14 protein-coding genes, 1 pseudogene and 1 other annotated feature are annotated in these 15,104 nt (G+C 53.1%); of the genes and pseudogenes, 4 read left to right on the plus strand and 11 right to left on the minus strand.

The features are described from left to right. Positions 1-10: 10 nt before the first annotated feature. The 7 genes and pseudogenes from KP80_RS08260 to yjjY form a co-directional block, all read right to left on the minus strand. A complete protein-coding gene (locus KP80_RS08260; protein ID WP_052283139.1) occupies positions 11-346 on the minus strand; it encodes a DUF2502 domain-containing protein in 336 nt (111 codons plus the stop codon). A 195-nt stretch (positions 347-541) separates the two neighbouring features. Next, complete coding sequence (gene thrC, locus KP80_RS08265; RefSeq protein ID WP_052283141.1) at positions 542-1,828, minus strand: threonine synthase; 1,287 nt, start codon at positions 1,826-1,828, stop codon at positions 542-544. A 3-nt stretch (positions 1,829-1,831) separates the two neighbouring features. After that, positions 1,832-2,761, minus strand: a complete 930-nt coding sequence (gene thrB / locus KP80_RS08270) for a homoserine kinase (RefSeq protein WP_052283143.1) — start codon at positions 2,759-2,761, stop codon at positions 1,832-1,834. 2 nt (positions 2,762-2,763) lie between these two features. Further along, positions 2,764-5,226: a bifunctional aspartate kinase/homoserine dehydrogenase I gene (gene thrA, locus KP80_RS08275; RefSeq protein WP_052283145.1), complete on the minus strand. Its 2,463-nt coding sequence runs from the start codon at positions 5,224-5,226 to the stop codon at positions 2,764-2,766. A 25-nt stretch (positions 5,227-5,251) separates the two neighbouring features. Beyond that, positions 5,252-5,369 (minus strand) — a sequence feature (Thr leader region). Then, positions 5,308-5,376 carry a thr operon leader peptide gene (thrL, locus tag KP80_RS23440; RefSeq protein ID WP_072129079.1) on the minus strand — a complete coding sequence of 23 codons (69 nt, stop codon included), beginning with the start codon at positions 5,374-5,376 and terminating at the stop codon, positions 5,308-5,310. Its footprint overlaps the feature before it by 62 nt. 303 nt (positions 5,377-5,679) lie before the next feature. Continuing rightward, complete coding sequence (locus tag KP80_RS08280) at positions 5,680-6,366, minus strand: tRNA/rRNA methyltransferase (RefSeq protein WP_052283147.1); 687 nt, start codon at positions 6,364-6,366, stop codon at positions 5,680-5,682. Between the two features lie 400 nt (positions 6,367-6,766). Beyond that, positions 6,767-6,908: pseudogene (gene yjjY, locus KP80_RS23075) on the minus strand (protein YjjY). 96 nt (positions 6,909-7,004) lie between these two features. Between yjjY and arcA the strand changes: the two are divergent. After that, positions 7,005-7,721, plus strand: a complete 717-nt coding sequence (gene arcA, locus KP80_RS08290; RefSeq protein ID WP_015966004.1) for a two-component system response regulator ArcA — start codon at positions 7,005-7,007, stop codon at positions 7,719-7,721. Positions 7,722-7,761: 40 nt separating this feature from the next. On the opposite strand, the gene creA is transcribed toward arcA, so the two are convergent. Then, entirely contained in the window at positions 7,762-8,253 is a 492-nt protein-coding gene (creA, locus tag KP80_RS08295; protein WP_052283150.1) for a protein CreA, read from the minus strand. Between the two features lie 211 nt (positions 8,254-8,464). On the opposite strand from creA, the gene robA reads away from it, so the two are divergent. Then, the gene (robA, locus tag KP80_RS08300) at positions 8,465-9,334 is read left to right on the plus strand and encodes an MDR efflux pump AcrAB transcriptional activator RobA (protein ID WP_052283152.1); all 870 of its coding nucleotides are present in this window, start codon (positions 8,465-8,467) and stop codon (positions 9,332-9,334) included. On the opposite strand, the gene gpmB is transcribed toward robA, so the two are convergent. Beyond that, positions 9,331-9,978, minus strand: a complete 648-nt coding sequence (gpmB, locus tag KP80_RS08305; RefSeq protein ID WP_052283154.1) for a 2,3-diphosphoglycerate-dependent phosphoglycerate mutase GpmB — start codon at positions 9,976-9,978, stop codon at positions 9,331-9,333. The two genes, robA and gpmB, sit on opposite strands and share 4 nt — an antisense overlap. Positions 9,979-10,111: 133 nt before the next feature. Between gpmB and yjjX the strand changes: the two genes are divergently transcribed. After that, positions 10,112-10,630: an inosine/xanthosine triphosphatase gene (gene yjjX / locus KP80_RS08310; RefSeq protein WP_052283156.1), complete on the plus strand. Its 519-nt coding sequence runs from the start codon at positions 10,112-10,114 to the stop codon at positions 10,628-10,630. Between the two features lie 86 nt (positions 10,631-10,716). Here the strand turns inward: yjjX and trpR are convergent, their stop codons facing one another. Continuing rightward, the gene (gene trpR, locus KP80_RS08315; RefSeq protein WP_052283158.1) at positions 10,717-11,046 is read right to left on the minus strand and encodes a trp operon repressor; all 330 of its coding nucleotides are present in this window, start codon (positions 11,044-11,046) and stop codon (positions 10,717-10,719) included. Between the two features lie 63 nt (positions 11,047-11,109). Beyond that, entirely contained in the window at positions 11,110-13,047 is a 1,938-nt protein-coding gene (gene sltY, locus KP80_RS08320) for a murein transglycosylase (RefSeq protein ID WP_052283160.1), read from the minus strand. 220 nt (positions 13,048-13,267) lie between these two features. On the opposite strand from sltY, the gene ettA reads away from it, so the two are divergent. Then, a complete protein-coding gene (gene ettA / locus KP80_RS08325) occupies positions 13,268-14,935 on the plus strand; it encodes an energy-dependent translational throttle protein EttA (RefSeq protein ID WP_052283161.1) in 1,668 nt (555 codons plus the stop codon). The last annotated feature ends 169 nt before the right edge of the window (positions 14,936-15,104 follow it).

Here is a 15,104-nt window from a genome sequence, read left to right on the forward strand (position 1 = left end):
TTTATACGAATTAGCGATGATCTGGCGGTGGACGGTGATCGTCGCGATGATCGTTGCCAGGGCCGCGATCGTCATGCCCTCGATTATCATGGTGATCGTCATGACCGCGATAATCGTGATGTGGTTGCGGCGGCGGTGTATGAGCATGCCAGCGGTTATCGCGCCATTCATAGTGATCTTTCCACCAGCTATGATCGCGCCAGTTTCCACCATCCCAATAACGCCCGCTACTATCCTGATCGCCTATCTGTAATTTCACCGCTGGGATAAGCGTTATCTCCGCGGCCTGTACCATCACCGGAGCTGCCAGCATCATTGCCAGTGCAAACATCGCAGGTTTTAACATGGGGAACTCCTTTGTTCATCATTTGCCAATATGGCCGATGAAGAGAGCTTACCGTGACGAAACCCTGCTTGTTATTCTCCGCAATCCTATATTGTAACCTCCCGCATTTATTGGGAATTTCTCCTTTTTCCCTGCGAGATCTCTACATAATTTCTCCCTATTTCCCCCTCCGTTCAGAAGGGGGAAACGGAGACGTTACGCTTTGTCCATCATCAGCTTACGCAGTGCAGCATAGTCAGCCGGCAGATTATGCGACAGCAGCGGCAGATCGGCGCGATCCGCCAGCGCTTTTGGCAGCGGCAGCGTTTCTTGCAGGATCTCTTCCACGCTTTCCTTAAATTTCGCCGGATGTGCAGTGCCAAGGAACAGCCCGTACTCGCCAGGCTGCAGTTGGTCACGCAACGCGCGGTAGGCAATCGCAGCGTGAGGTTCTGAGGTGTAGCCCAAAGCCTGCAGCTCGCGCATCGTCGCTTTGGTGGTTTCATCGTCAACCGCGGCATAGCCCAGCTCGTTGAGACGCCAGATTTTACGACGGAACAGCTCTTCAACACGTGGCCAGTTGTTTGGCTGGCTCACGTCCATGGCGTTAGACAGCGTCGCCTGAGTCGCTTTTGGCGCCCATTTGCCGTCCTGCAGGAAGCGCGGCACGGTGTCATTGGCGTTGGTGGCGGCAATAAAGCGCTTAATCGGCAGGCCTAAGGACTTCGCCAGCAGGCCAGCGGTCAGATCGCCGAAGTTGCCGCTCGGTACGGAAACCACCAGCTGATTACGCGCTTCCTGCGGCAGCTGGGCCACCGCTTCAAAGTAGTAGCAAATCTGCGCCAACAGACGGCTGATGTTGATGGAGTTCGCGGAGTTCAGACCCAGAGCAACCTTCAGCTCTTCATCGTCAAAGGCCTGCTTCACCAGCGCCTGGCAGGCATCGAAATCGCCGTCGATCGCGACGGTTTCAATATTACCGCCCAGCGTGCAGAACAGTTTTTCCTGCAGCGGGCTGATTTTGCCACGCGGGTACAGAATCACCACTTTGACATTCGGCAAGCCGTAGAAAGCATGCGCCACCGCTGCACCGGTATCGCCAGAAGTGGCGGTCAGAATGGTCACCGGTTTTTCGCCAGCGATAAGGGTAAGCATCTGCGCCATAAAACGGCCGCCAAAATCCTTAAACGCCAGCGTCGGCCCATGGAACAGCTCCAGGCAGCCGATATCGTCCTGCACTTTATTCACCGGTGCCGGGAAGGTAAACGCATTACCGATACGCTTCGCGAGTTCATCCTGCGAAATTTCGTCGCCGATAAACGCAGAGAGAATTTTCGCGCTGCGGGTAACAAAATCCTGTGTGAGCAGGTCATCGATGTCCGTGAGGTTGAATTCCGGCAGATCGTGCGGGAAGAACAGCCCTTGATGCTTGCCAAGCCCTTGAGTAATGGCCTGCGCAAAGCTGACCTGTTCATTGTGATCTTTTAAATTGTAGAGTTTCATCAGTTATCCCACGACTCGTGCGCCGGCTGTATCCAGTCGACAAATATGAACAAAACCTTCTTGATTCTGCAGGTAATTCTGGCCAAGCCAGTCGGCCACTCGCTGCGCGGTCTCCGCTTTATCACACAGAGCAAACAGCGTTGGCCCGGAACCGGAAATACCGCAGGCAATTGCGCCAATACCGGCCACGGCCTGTCGAGCTTCGCTGAAGCCTGGCAGGAGTTTGGTACGATACGGTTCAGCAATCACGTCCTTCATCAGCTTCGCCGCCAGCTGCGGCTGACGGGAGTAACAGGCATGAATAAAGCCCGCTAAATGACGCCCATGCGCAATACAGTCCTGACGACGATACTGCGCAGGCAGAATGGCCCGCGCCTCCGCCGTGGAGACTTTGATGCCCGGATAGGCCAGTACCCATAGCCATTCATCGAAGCAAGGAACCTGCTGGCTGATGATGCCATTTTCTTCGATCATCAGCTGCATTCCGCCAAGGTAGCACGGCGCTACGTTGTCATAATGCACGCTGCCGGAGATGCGCCCTTCGAGCTCGCCCATCAGAGCCAGCATACGGGTTTCGTCCAGCGGCTTGCCGCAATGCTCATTCATCGCCACCAGCGCAGCAACCACGGAGCAGGCACTGGAACCCAGCCCAGAGCCAATCGGCATATTTTTTTCCAGCGTCATTGCCACTGGAACCTCTTTGCCGATTTGGCGGCAGAATAACTCCCAGCACTGATAAACGATATTTTCATGCGGCTCGGTTGGCAGCTTATCCGCAAAGCGACCCACATTTTGCAGGCTGAAGCACTCTGCCGCCTCAACCGTCACGTTATCCCCAAGCAGGCTGCCATCAATCGGCGTTACCGCTGCCCCCAGGACATCAAACCCGACGCTCATATTGGCACTGGAAGCCGGGGCATAGACCTTAACCATGTTTAAACTCCTAACTTCCATGACAGCGTGCGCAGAAGATCGGCAAATACCCCTGCCGCCGTAACATCGTTACCTGCGCCATAGCCGCGCAGCACCAGCGGCAGCGGCTGGTAATAGTGGCTGTAAAATGCGAGGGCGTTTTCGCCGTTCTTCACTTTATACAGCGGGTCATTGCCGTCAACTGCGGCCACTTTCACCCGGCAAACACCGTCTTCTTCGATGTTGCCAACATAACGCAGTACTTTACCTTCATCACGCGCTTTCGCCACGCGAGCAGCAAATTCATCGTCCAACTGCGGCAGACGCGCCATAAAGCTTTCAGTATCGCCGGAGGCATCAAAGCTTGATGGCAGCACCGATTCAACCACGATATCACTCAACTCAAGATTGCGTCCGGTTTCACGCGCCAGGATCAGCAGCTTACGCGCCACGTCCATGCCCGACAGATCATCACGCGGATCAGGTTCGGTATAACCCATTTCACGAGCAACCTTCGTTGCCTCTGACAGACTCATGCCTTCATCGAGCTTACCGAAGATAAACGACAGTGAACCCGAAAGAATACCGGAGAAGTGCTGCAGTTCATCACCCGCGTTCAGCAGGTTTTGCAGGTTCTCAATGACCGGCAACCCCGCCCCAACGTTGGTGTCGTAGAGGAATTTTCGACGCGACTGGCCAGCTGCATGGCGCAACTGATGGTAATAATCCATCGACGAGGTGTTGGCCTTTTTGTTCGGAGTTACCACGTGGAAACCTTCACGCAGGAAGTCGGCGTACTGGTCAGCAACGGTTTGATTGGAAGTACAGTCAACGATCACCGGGTTCAACAGGTGATACTCTTTCACCAGACGGATTAAGCGCCCCAGATTGAATGGCTCTTTGGCCTCCGCCAGCTCCGCCTGCCAGTTTTCCAGATTCAGTCCGTGTACGCTGGTCAGCAGCGCACGGGAGTTCGCCACGCCACAAACGCGCAGATCGATGTGCTTTTTCTTCAGCCATGCCTGCTGGCGTTTGATTTGATCCAGCAGCGCCCCGCCAACACCGCCAACGCCAATCAGGAACACTTCAATGACCTGGTCAGTGTTGAACAGCATTTGATGCGTGACGCGGACGCCCGTTACCGCGTCGTCATTGCTCACTACCACCGAGATAGAACGCTCGGAGGAGCCCTGGGCGATGGCGACGATATTAATATTGGCGCGGGCCAGTGCGGCAAAGAATTTCGCCGAGATGCCGCGCAGAGTTCGCATGCCATCACCCACGACGGAGATGATAGCCAGACGCTCCATGATAGACAGTGGCTCCAGCAGCTCTTCTTTGAGCTCCAGATAGAACTCATCTTCCATCGCTTTTTTCGCCCGAGCACAGTCGCTCTGTGGAACGCAGAAGCTGATGCTGTATTCGGATGAAGATTGCGTAATCAACACCACCGAGATCCCGGCGCGCGACATGGTTGCAAAGACACGAGCTGCCATGCCGACCATGCCTTTCATCCCAGGGCCGGAAACGTTAAACATCGCCATGTTGTTGAGGTTAGAGATGCCTTTAACGGGCAAATCATCTTCGTCACGGCTGGCGCCAATCAGCGTGCCCGGAGCCTGTGGGTTGCCGGTATTTTTAATCAGACAAGGGATCTGGAATTGGGCGATTGGCGCGATGGTACGTGGATGCAGCACTTTTGCGCCGAAATAGGAAAGCTCCATCGCTTCCTGGTAAGACATGCTTTTCAGCAGGCGAGCATCGGGAACCTGGCGCGGGTCGCAGGTATAGACGCCGTCAACGTCGGTCCAGATTTCGCAGCAATCAGCGCGTAAACAAGCAGCCAGCACGGCAGCAGAATAATCGGAGCCGTTACGCCCCAGCACCACCAGCTCACCTTTTTCATTGCCTGCGGTGAAGCCAGCCATCAATACCATATGGTCGGATGGGATCTGGCTTGCCACAATTCGACGGGTTGATTCAGCAATATCAACGGTCGATTCAAGGTAGTGGCCCACGGCCAGCAGTTTTTCAACCGGGTTAATTACCGTGACGTTGTGGCCACGAGCACTCAGCAGTCCTGCCATGATAGCAATAGAGAGCTTTTCACCACGGCAGATAAGGCCCGCGTTGACGCTGTCCGGGCATTGCCCCAGCAGGCTGATGCCGTGCAGGATATGTTTAATTTGGGCAAATTCGAGATCAACGGCAGCTTTCAGCTCGGCATGAGGAAAGCCTGGCTGGGCGTCTGCGAGCCCTGAGAGCAGATCGGCAAAGATACGTTCGGCGTCATCAATGTTGGTCAGTGCATCCTGGCCACCAATGGTTTTTTCAATCATCGCCACCAGGTGGTTGGTGATTTTTGCCGGGGCAGAGAGCACGGTTGCTACCTGCCCCTGCCTGGCGTTGCTTTCCAGGATATCGGCTACGCGAAGAAACCTTTCCGCGTTTGCCACTGATGTACCGCCGAACTTCAAGACTCGCATGGTTTGGACCCCTTGATCTTTAGTCGAAAAAAAAGCCCGCACTGTTTAGGTGCGGGCTTTTTTCTGTGTTTCCTGTACGCGTCAGCCCGCACCGTTACCTGTGGTAATAGTGGTGGTGGTAATCGTCATAATGCTGCTGATGCGAATCATGGATGTTGTGTTCTCTGTTATTTATTTCTCTATGGACTTCGCGTTACAGGAAGCGGTCAGTGATTCGGGTGAACGAACACAGTCAACGCACCTGTAACGAGAAAGACGACGAGAATAGCTGTCTGTGCCTTATACCCCTATTGGTTAAAGTATCTGGCCAGCTAAGTCAATGAATTTCTATCTTCGTCACATTTCTAAACGACTTCACATCAGCCCATACATCGGCCGACAAACCACCATTACAGCCATAAGTTAAGTAAAATGCCGGGGCATAACACCATATGAAAACGCAATGGTGGAATTTTACTCTGGGAGATTTTTTTCAATATCATGCAGCAATCGATGCAACATTACCGTATCGCGATGCTCGAACAAGCCAATACGCTGTTGCAGCCAGTCAGCCAGTTTTACATCTCCGGCCACATCAAGCCGTTCGAGTAAGGCGGTGATACGCCCTCTTAACGCAATCAGCTGATTTTCGTCACCTGCCGTTACGCTCTCGTTCGCCGTTTGTAAGAGCGACGAGAGCTGATAACAATAAACCATCACCGCCTGGCCGAGGTTCAAAGACGGATAATCGGCCACCATTGGCACGCCGGTTAACACATCGGCCAGCGCCAGCTCTTCGTTGGTTAGCCCTGAGTCTTCACGACCAAACACCAGGGCTGCGTGGTCCATCCACTGCGATTTCTCGGTCAGCATCGGCACCAATTCCTGTGGCGTGGCGTAGTAGTGGAAGCGAGCGCGGCTACGGGCGGTGGTGGCGATAGTGAAATCCACATCATGCAAAGCGGCTTCAAGCGTGGAATAAGTCGTAATGCCGTCAATGATATCGCCCGATCCATGTGCAACCCACCGAGTCGCAGGTTCCAGATGTGCAACACTGTCCACAATACGCAGGTCGTTAAATCCCATCGTTTTCATCGCCCGAGCGGCCGCGCCGATATTTTCGGCTCTTGCTGGTGAAACCAGCACAATAGATAAGCGCATTTAAAGTTCTCTTAATTTCCTGTTATCTGGCAATAATGTGATGTAGTTCAACATATTGCGCGGCGCGAATTTACAAAAACGCAACAAAAATCAATGAAATGACGTTTCATAACACATAAACGACACTACACTATTCCCTCTGAAACTATCAGTTTTGAATGTTAACAGAAGTCAGATATCTCTCTGTTTATACGAACTATTTTCATTACCATCGAACAATAACAATTGGATTCACCACATTTATCAGTTAACCTGTGCAACTACTTGAGTTGTGGAAAAAATGTGATAGGCGTTATCATTCGAGAGCGTTGATTTCACCAAACTGTTAACGTGCTACAATTGAACTTGATATATGTCAACGAAGCGTAGGTTTATTGGCTGTCTGGTGCCTCTTTACCTGTTATGTTGCTGTTAAAATGGTTAGGATGACAACCGTTTTTGACACTGTCGGGTCCAGAGGGAAGAGTACCCACGACCAAGCTAATGATGTTGTTGACGTTGATGGAAAGTGCATCAAGAACGCAATTACGTACTTTAGTCATGTTACGCCGATGATGTTAATTTTCGACATGCATCAGGCAGGTCAGGGACTATTGGTACTTCCTGTTTCGATTTAGTTGGCAATTTAGGTAGCAAACATGCAGACCCCGCACATTCTTATCGTTGAAGACGAGTTGGTAACACGCAACACGTTAAAAAGTATTTTCGAAGCAGAAGGCTACGATGTTTTCGAAGCGACCGATGGCGCGGAAATGCATCAGATCCTGTCTGAAAATGATATCAATCTGGTAATCATGGATATCAATCTGCCAGGGAAAAACGGCCTTCTGCTGGCACGCGAACTGCGTGAGCAAGCGAATGTCGCCCTGATGTTCCTGACCGGCCGCGACAATGAAGTCGACAAGATCCTCGGTCTGGAAATTGGCGCAGATGATTACATCACCAAGCCGTTTAACCCGCGTGAACTGACTATCCGTGCGCGCAACCTGCTGTCTCGTACCATGAACTTGGGTACCGTCAGTGAAGAACGTCGTAGCGTTGAGAGCTACAAGTTCAACGGTTGGGAGCTGGACATCAATAGCCGCTCTCTGGTGAGCCCAAACGGTGAACAGTACAAGCTGCCGCGTAGCGAATTCCGCGCCATGCTGCACTTCTGCGAAAACCCGGGCAAAATTCAGTCTCGTGCTGAACTGCTGAAGAAAATGACTGGCCGTGAGCTGAAGCCGCACGACCGTACGGTTGACGTGACCATCCGTCGCATCCGTAAGCACTTCGAGTCTACGCCGGACACTCCGGAAATCATCGCCACTATTCACGGCGAAGGTTACCGCTTCTGCGGCGAGCTGCAGGAATAAGAAAACAAAACGGCGCGTTCAGCGCCGTTTTCATTTCTGCTTATTTTGCCGACCCGACTTCATCTCCCCACGGCATAATCGGCACTGCGCTGATCGCATTCTTCGGTGAGCCATCCACCACTTTATCTGAATAGGTCAGATAAACCAGCGCGTTACGTTTACTATCGTAAAAACGCACCACCTGTAACTTTTTAAACACCAACGATGTCCGTTTCTGGAATACTACTTCACCCTGCGCTTTTCCGTTTTTGATTTTATCAGTCAGTACAATTGACCCAACCTGCTGGCAGGAAATCGCCGCATCGGAAGTATCTTCCGCAAGACCTAAGCCCCCTTTGATACCACCGGTTTTCGCCCGGCTGATATAGCAGGTGACGTTTTTGACGTCCGGATCATCAAAGGCCTCAACGACAATTTTGTGGTCGGGGCCAAACATTTTGAAAACCGTATCAACAGAACCAATCTGCTCTGCATGTACGCCGAGGCTCGAGACACCGAGTAACAGGCCAGCCATTAATTTCTTGTATTTCATATTGTTACCATTTTCATTTATTAAGTTAAGTGACTATTCAACATCTGACGGGAAAGTGTTTAAAGATCACAGCTTTACAAAAAACCGCGCCATTTTTAATGTAAAAACGCACTTATGCACAAAAAAAACACTGAATCCTAAAACAGCAAAAGATGCTATTATCCGCTACCTTGGTAACAGGCACCTAAGAATTTAAGGATGAGGGCATTATATGGATCAGGCTGGAATTATTCGCGATCTCCTCGTGTGGCTGGAAGGTCATTTAGACCAGCCATTATCGCTGGATAATGTGGCGGCAAAAGCCGGTTATTCCAAATGGCACCTGCAACGGATGTTCAAAGACGTGACCGGTCATGCCATTGGTGCTTACATCCGCGCACGCCGTCTGTCTAAATCTGCCGTTGCGCTACGCCTGACCGCACGCCCTATCCTCGATATTGCACTGCAATATCGTTTTGACTCTCAGCAGACTTTCACTCGTGCCTTTAAAAAGCAGTTTTCGCTCACGCCTGCGCTCTACCGTCGTTCTCCAGACTGGAGTTCATTCGGGATGCGTCCGCCGCTGCGTCTGGGCGAGTTTACGATGCCGAAATACGAATTTGTCACGCAGCCAACTACTCATCTGGTCGGTGTGACCCAAAGCTATACCTGCAAGCTGGAAGAAATTTCCGAGTTCCGTCAGCAGATGCGCGTACAGTTCTGGACCGACTTCCTCGGTAATTCGCCGTCCATTCCACCAATTCTGTACGGGCTGCATGAGCCACGCCCAAGCCTCGAGAAAGATGACGAGCAGGAAGTGTTCTACACCACCGCGCTGACGCAAGAATTGGCCAATGGGCACATCCACAATGCGCACCCGGTTACCCTTGAGGGCGGGGAGTACGTGATGTTTACCTATGAAGGTTTAGGCACTGGGCTACAGGAGTTCATCCTAACGCTTTATGGCACCTGCATGCCGATGCTCAACCTGACCCGCCGTAAGGGCCAGGATATTGAACGCTTCTTCCCGCAGGATGAAGCACGGAACCAGGAACCGCCAATTATGCTGCGCTGCGAGTACCTGATTCCGATTCGCCGCTAACGCTGTAGCTCATCCAGTGCAGGGGTATCCAGATGCGAGATATCCCCTGCCGTTTCAACAACCCACCCCGGCGCCAGCCACAGGCTCTCCTGATAATCGACCCGCGAGATTGAGCAGTTGCGCAGACGCAAGCGACGCTCCGCATGGGCCGGCAGCCCCAAAATCGTACTGACCAGACAGCCCAACGCAATACCGTGGCTCACCAGCAGTGGGCGGCTTCCCGCAGGAAGATTAAGACAGGCCGCAAGTCCCGCATGCATACGCTCGCTCAGCTCCTGCATCGACTCACCTTCCGGAATACGTCCATCCGGCGTGCCGTTCACCACCAGCCGACGCCACTCTTCTTCCTGCGGACTCAGTGAGTCGAGATGACGCTGTTCCAGAATCCCCATATCCAGCTCGCGTAGACGGGAGTCCAACGTGACGCCGCAGCCGCATGCATCGGCAATGATCTCGGCGGTACGCTTTGTACGGCCCAGATCGCTGGCGATAACGTGGGTGATGCCGTAGGTGCGAACACGTTCGCCAACCTGCACTGCCTGCAACTCACCTTTAGCCGTCAGAGGACTATCGGACTGGCCTTGAATACGCCGTTCGGCGTTCCACTGCGTTTCGCCATGGCGAACAAGATATACCTGTAACATGTTTTTTATCCGTTATACTGCGATGACATTTTTGTATGGGTTGTGGTGCTCTGCGGATTTCGCGTTGCGGGAAGACGGCAGACGGGAAAAACAGCCAACATACCGGCAACATGAAATACGACGAGTATAGATTATGCATCAAGTTATTGTAGCTACCACCAATCCTGCCAAAATTCAGGCGATTCTTGCGGCTTTTGACCAGATTTTCGGCGAAGGAACCTGTCATATCGACGCAATTTCCGTTGAAACCGGCGTACCAGAGCAGCCTTTTGGCAGTGAAGAAACACGTGCCGGCGCGCGTAACCGCGTGGCAAATGCACGGCAGGTGAAGCCTGAGGGAGATTTCTGGGTCGCCATTGAGGCTGGGATTGACGAAGGCGCCACTTTCAGCTGGGTGGTCATTGAAAGTCGCGCTCAGCGCGGTGAGGCGCGTTCCGCCACGCTGCCATTACCGGAGGCTATTCTTGATCAGGTTCGCGCGGGTGAGGCGTTGGGGCCGGTCATGTCGAAATACACCGGTATCGATAAAATCGGCAACAAAGAAGGGGCAATTGGTGTGTTCACCGCCGGTGTGCTGACGCGCAGCAGCGTTTACCATCAGGCAGTGGTTCTGGCGCTAAGTCCTTTCCACAATGACCTTTACCGTGCATAACTCCCTGCTCTGCACCGGATAAGGCGATGTCTTTACCCGGCCGGGGGGAGTAAGAGTAACGGAAAAACGCCGGGCGAATCCTCAGACTATGGCTGCGTTTTCGGTAACGTTTCTTCGAGCCACTGGCGCAGTTCAACCGGCGCAGACTTCAGGCTGTTAGAGCCGCGGGTGATTGTCGCGATCCCCGCGCCAAGTTCATTTTTCAACTCGCGCTGGCTCATTTCGCCGCGCAGCAGCTCTTCAATAATTCTCACACGCGTCCCCAGCGCTTCTCGTTCGTCTGGGGTCATGATCAAATTCAACAAAGGCAAAGAAAGCTCGTCGGTATACGCCAGACGCAGAAGCTCCACAAAGCGAAGCCACTCCTGGTTACGCTGCTCAGCCACTGTCGCTGAATAAGGGGATTGTTGGGTCATGATAGGCCACCGTGTTATGCATGTACTCTTGAGCGAGTACAAGCATAACACAGGTCTGAGGTATCAGTAACGTCGTTGCCACTCATTACTGGTCAGGACGTCCTCTTTCTCACCCATAAAGTGGCGATAATAGGCATCATAAGCCAGCACGTTCTTCACGTAGCCACGCGTTTCCGAGAATGGAATACTCTCGATAAACGCCACCGCATCCACGCGCCCAGCGCTGTTACCAAGCCAGGTTCGCACTCGTCCTGGGCCCGCGTTATAGGCCGCAGAGGCGAAAATACGGTTATTTTCAAACTGTTGATACACATATTGCAGATAGCTGGTACCAATATTAATGTTGGTTTCCGGATCTAACAGCTGAGCCGGATTGCTGTAGCCCGGTAGATTAAACATCTTCACCGTATGCGTCGCAGTACCCGGCATTATTTGCATTAACCCACTTGCCCCAACTGGCGATTTCACTTTCGGGTTCCATGCACTTTCCTGGCGCGCAATCGCCATGGCGTAGCTTTGCGGCACATCTTTCCCCGAGGTATAGCGCGTAAACAGGTCGTTATAGGCCAGCGGGAAACGTTCCTGCAGGTTGTCCCACAGCTTTCCGGCAATCGTCGCCTGTACGCTGAGATCCCACCAATTCTGGTCAAACGCATAGCGTGCCAACTGCGCTTGTTCCGTTGGGCTGCGGCTACTCACCAGGTTTGCCCATTCACTGCGGGCAGTGTTGTCCTGGCTCCAGTACATCAACTCGCGCACACGCGCCATTTCCGCACCGCTGGTCAGCGTAGAAGAGATCGCACCCGGCGCTTTCTCCACGCGAAGCGTATACGGTTCGCCCAGCCGCTGTGCCGCCACCATCGGATAGAATCCACGCTGGGTCATCAGCGAGAGTAAAATTTGTCGTGCTTCATTGTCGCGCCCTTGTTCCATAAGCAGATCGGCCTGCCAGTAGCGCCATTCATCCTTCTCTTTTGCGTCCATCGGCAGCCGCGCAAGCCAGGTATTCAGCCCCGTGCGATCGCCAATCCCCAGGGCCATACGCACCCGACGCTCTACCAGCGATGTCGACTGTGAACGCATAATGGCATCGTCACGCCAGCGGGCCTGCTCATCGGTCACGTCAGTGCCCATCAGACGCCACGCGACAATATCGCGCAACTCCTGGGTTTGTTCTTCATTAAGCTGCTGCGCCTGCACCAGCGATGGAATCATCAGACGCGCATTTTCAACATCCTGACGAGCCACGCTGCTAAAAGCCACCGCCGCCAGCTGGCGAGTAAAATCAGTCGCCCCCGTGGTGCGCGCGAAGGTCAACACGTTATTAGGATTGTTGGCCAAATCGGTAATCGCGGTGGCCATGGTCTGGTATTCCGGGGGCATCTGCGACGCCAGCACCTTCACCAGCCCGGTATTACCCGCCTTCATGACCAGACGAATACGCTCGAGGTAAGCGAGCGGATCCTGAGTGCCAGACGATCGCCAGGCGCTGAAGAGTTTATCGCAGGCATTCGGTCGATTTTGCCCGCTCAGCCACAACGTTTTTGCCCCATCCCATGCCCCCTGAGTATCGCCTACAGAATATTTGGCATAGTAGTAGTTACACTGCGCTTCTGCGGTGCCCGGTTTATCGGGGCTAAATGCCAGCAAACCGCGCCAATCTTCACGACGCGCCAGTTCATTAACGAAACGGTTTTTGAGCGTGCGGGCAGGCGGCAGCGTCGGGTTAGCCTGCACAAAATTTGTCACGGTCAGCGCAGGCGTGTTCATGAGATCGCTGGAAATCTGGCGATACTCAAGATAGGGATAAAGCGGGTAGTCGCGCAGGGTTGGCATCAAGCTGTCCACCACATCCATCTGGCGGTTGTCCCATGCTTGTTTGATTTGCGCATAGCGGCTGCGCTGCTGATCCAGAGAATCAGCGTGGGCCGCGCTACTAACGGTCAGCAGGCAGACACCTGCTGCCAGCAGACGCCACGTAAATTGTTTGGCTGTTTCCACAAGCTCTTCCTCGTTGTCACGTTACGTCAGTGCAGCTTCGTGCCGCGTAATAAATTTATGCTAACTATTGATGGCTAAATGTTCCACGTAATGAACACTTTTTTACGTTTTATCTGTATGTTAACGCCGCTGAATTTGCCTGCTGGGCTTGAAGGGGGAAAACAGCTACACTTCGCCTTTGAAAACTCTATTCATCACTATAAAAGAGGCGAAGTCCAACGTGGCTCAATTCGTTTATACCATGCATCGTGTCGGCAAAGTGGTTCCGCCGAAACGTCATATTCTTAAAAACATCTCACTGAGTTTCTTCCCTGGCGCAAAGATCGGTGTTCTGGGCCTGAACGGTGCCGGTAAATCCACCCTGCTGCGCATCATGGCCGGTATCGACACCGATATCGAAGGTGAAGCTCGCCCACAGCCGGGTCTCAAGATTGGTTACCTGCCGCAGGAACCAAAACTGAACCCAGAACATACCGTTCGTGAATCCGTTGAAGAAGCGGTTGCCGAAGTGGTTAACGCGCTGAAAGGCCTGGATGAAGTGTATGCGAAATACGCGGAACCTGATGCCGACTTCGATAAACTCGCCGCGCAACAGGGCAAGTTCGAAGAAATTATCCAGGCACACGACGGTCACAACCTGAACGTGCAGCTTGAGCGTGCGGCTGACGCCCTGCGTCTGCCGGACTGGGATGCAAAAGTTGAAAAGCTGTCCGGTGGTGAACGCCGCCGCGTCGCACTGTGCCGTCTGCTGCTGGAAAAGCCAGACATGCTGCTGCTCGACGAACCAACCAACCACCTGGATGCGGAATCCGTTGCCTGGCTGGAACGCTTCCTGCACGACTTCGAAGGCACCGTTGTGGCAATTACCCACGACCGTTACTTCCTCGATAACGTCGCCGGCTGGATTCTGGAGCTGGACCGCGGTGAAGGTATTCCGTGGGAAGGTAACTACTCCTCCTGGCTGGAACAGAAAGATCAGCGTCTGGCGCAGGAAGCCTCTCAGGAAGCGGCTCGCCGTAAATCCATTGAGAAAGAGCTGGAGTGGGTACGTCAGGGCGCTAAAGGCCGTCAGTCCAAGGGTAAAGCCCGTCTGGCGCGCTTCGAAGAGCTCAACAATACCGAATATCAGAAACGTAACGAAACCAACGAACTGTTTATTCCACCTGGAGCACGTCTGGGCGACAAAGTCGTTGAAGTCAGCAATTTGCGTAAATCCTACGGCGATCGCGTACTGATCGACGATTTAAGCTTCTCGGTACCGAAAGGCGCAATCGTCGGCATCATCGGCCCGAACGGCGCGGGTAAATCCACGCTGTTCCGCATGATGTCCGGCCAGGAACAACCTGATAGCGGTACGATCTCACTGGGTGAGACCGTGAAGCTGGCTTCCGTTGATCAGTTCCGTGACGCAATGGATAACAGCAAAACCGTATGGGAAGAAGTTTCCGGCGGCCTGGATATCATGAAGATCGGCAACACCGAAATGCCAAGCCGTGCCTACGTCGGCCGCTTCAACTTCAAAGGTGTTGATCAGGGCAAACGCGTTGGCGAATTGTCCGGCGGTGAGCGCGGTCGTCTGCATCTGGCTAAGCTGCTGCAGGTTGGCGGTAACATGTTACTGCTCGATGAACCAACCAACGACCTGGATATCGAAACCCTGCGCGCGCTGGAAAACGCCCTGTTGGAGTTCCCAGGCTGCGCAATGGTTATCTCGCACGACCGTTGGTTCCTCGACCGTATCGCTACCCACATTCTGGACTACCAGGATGAAGGAAAAGTGGAGTTCTTCGAAGGGAACTTCACCGAATACGAAGAGTACAAGAAGCGTACGCTGGGCGCAGATGCGCTGGAGCCAAAACGTATCAAGTACAAGCGTATATCGAAGTAATGTCAGCAACGGGAGCCGCGGTAACGCAGCTCCCGTTTTTTTATTTGTGCTATGCGACCACCTCTTGCGATACCAAGACCGGTCTGACACGTAGAAAAAAATGCAAAGAATCATTGAACACCATTATATAAAAGTTTAAAAACCCATTATTTAATATAGTGAAATCATA

The organism is Kluyvera genomosp. 1 (assembly GCF_001266615.1).
In the GTDB taxonomy this organism is placed as follows: Bacteria; Pseudomonadota; Gammaproteobacteria; order Enterobacterales; family Enterobacteriaceae; genus Kluyvera; species Kluyvera cryocrescens_A.

Coding starts and splice junctions, on each gene's coding strand:
- KP80_RS08260 (WP_052283139.1), bottom strand. CDS start 346: ATGTTAAAACCTGCGATGTTTGCACTGGCAATGATGCTGGCAGCTCCG.
- KP80_RS08280 (WP_052283147.1), bottom strand. CDS start 6,366: ATGCGCTTATCTATTGTGCTGGTTTCACCAGCAAGAGCCGAAAATATC.
- gpmB (WP_052283154.1), bottom strand. CDS start 9,978: ATGTTACAGGTATATCTTGTTCGCCATGGCGAAACGCAGTGGAACGCC.
- yjjX (WP_052283156.1), top strand. CDS start 10,112: ATGCATCAAGTTATTGTAGCTACCACCAATCCTGCCAAAATTCAGGCG.
- thrB (WP_052283143.1), bottom strand. CDS start 2,761: ATGGTTAAGGTCTATGCCCCGGCTTCCAGTGCCAATATGAGCGTCGGG.
- creA (WP_052283150.1), bottom strand. CDS start 8,253: ATGAAATACAAGAAATTAATGGCTGGCCTGTTACTCGGTGTCTCGAGC.
- trpR (WP_052283158.1), bottom strand. CDS start 11,046: ATGACCCAACAATCCCCTTATTCAGCGACAGTGGCTGAGCAGCGTAAC.
- thrA (WP_052283145.1), bottom strand. CDS start 5,226: ATGCGAGTCTTGAAGTTCGGCGGTACATCAGTGGCAAACGCGGAAAGG.
- thrC (WP_052283141.1), bottom strand. CDS start 1,828: ATGAAACTCTACAATTTAAAAGATCACAATGAACAGGTCAGCTTTGCG.
- robA (WP_052283152.1), top strand. CDS start 8,465: ATGGATCAGGCTGGAATTATTCGCGATCTCCTCGTGTGGCTGGAAGGT.
- arcA (WP_015966004.1), top strand. CDS start 7,005: ATGCAGACCCCGCACATTCTTATCGTTGAAGACGAGTTGGTAACACGC.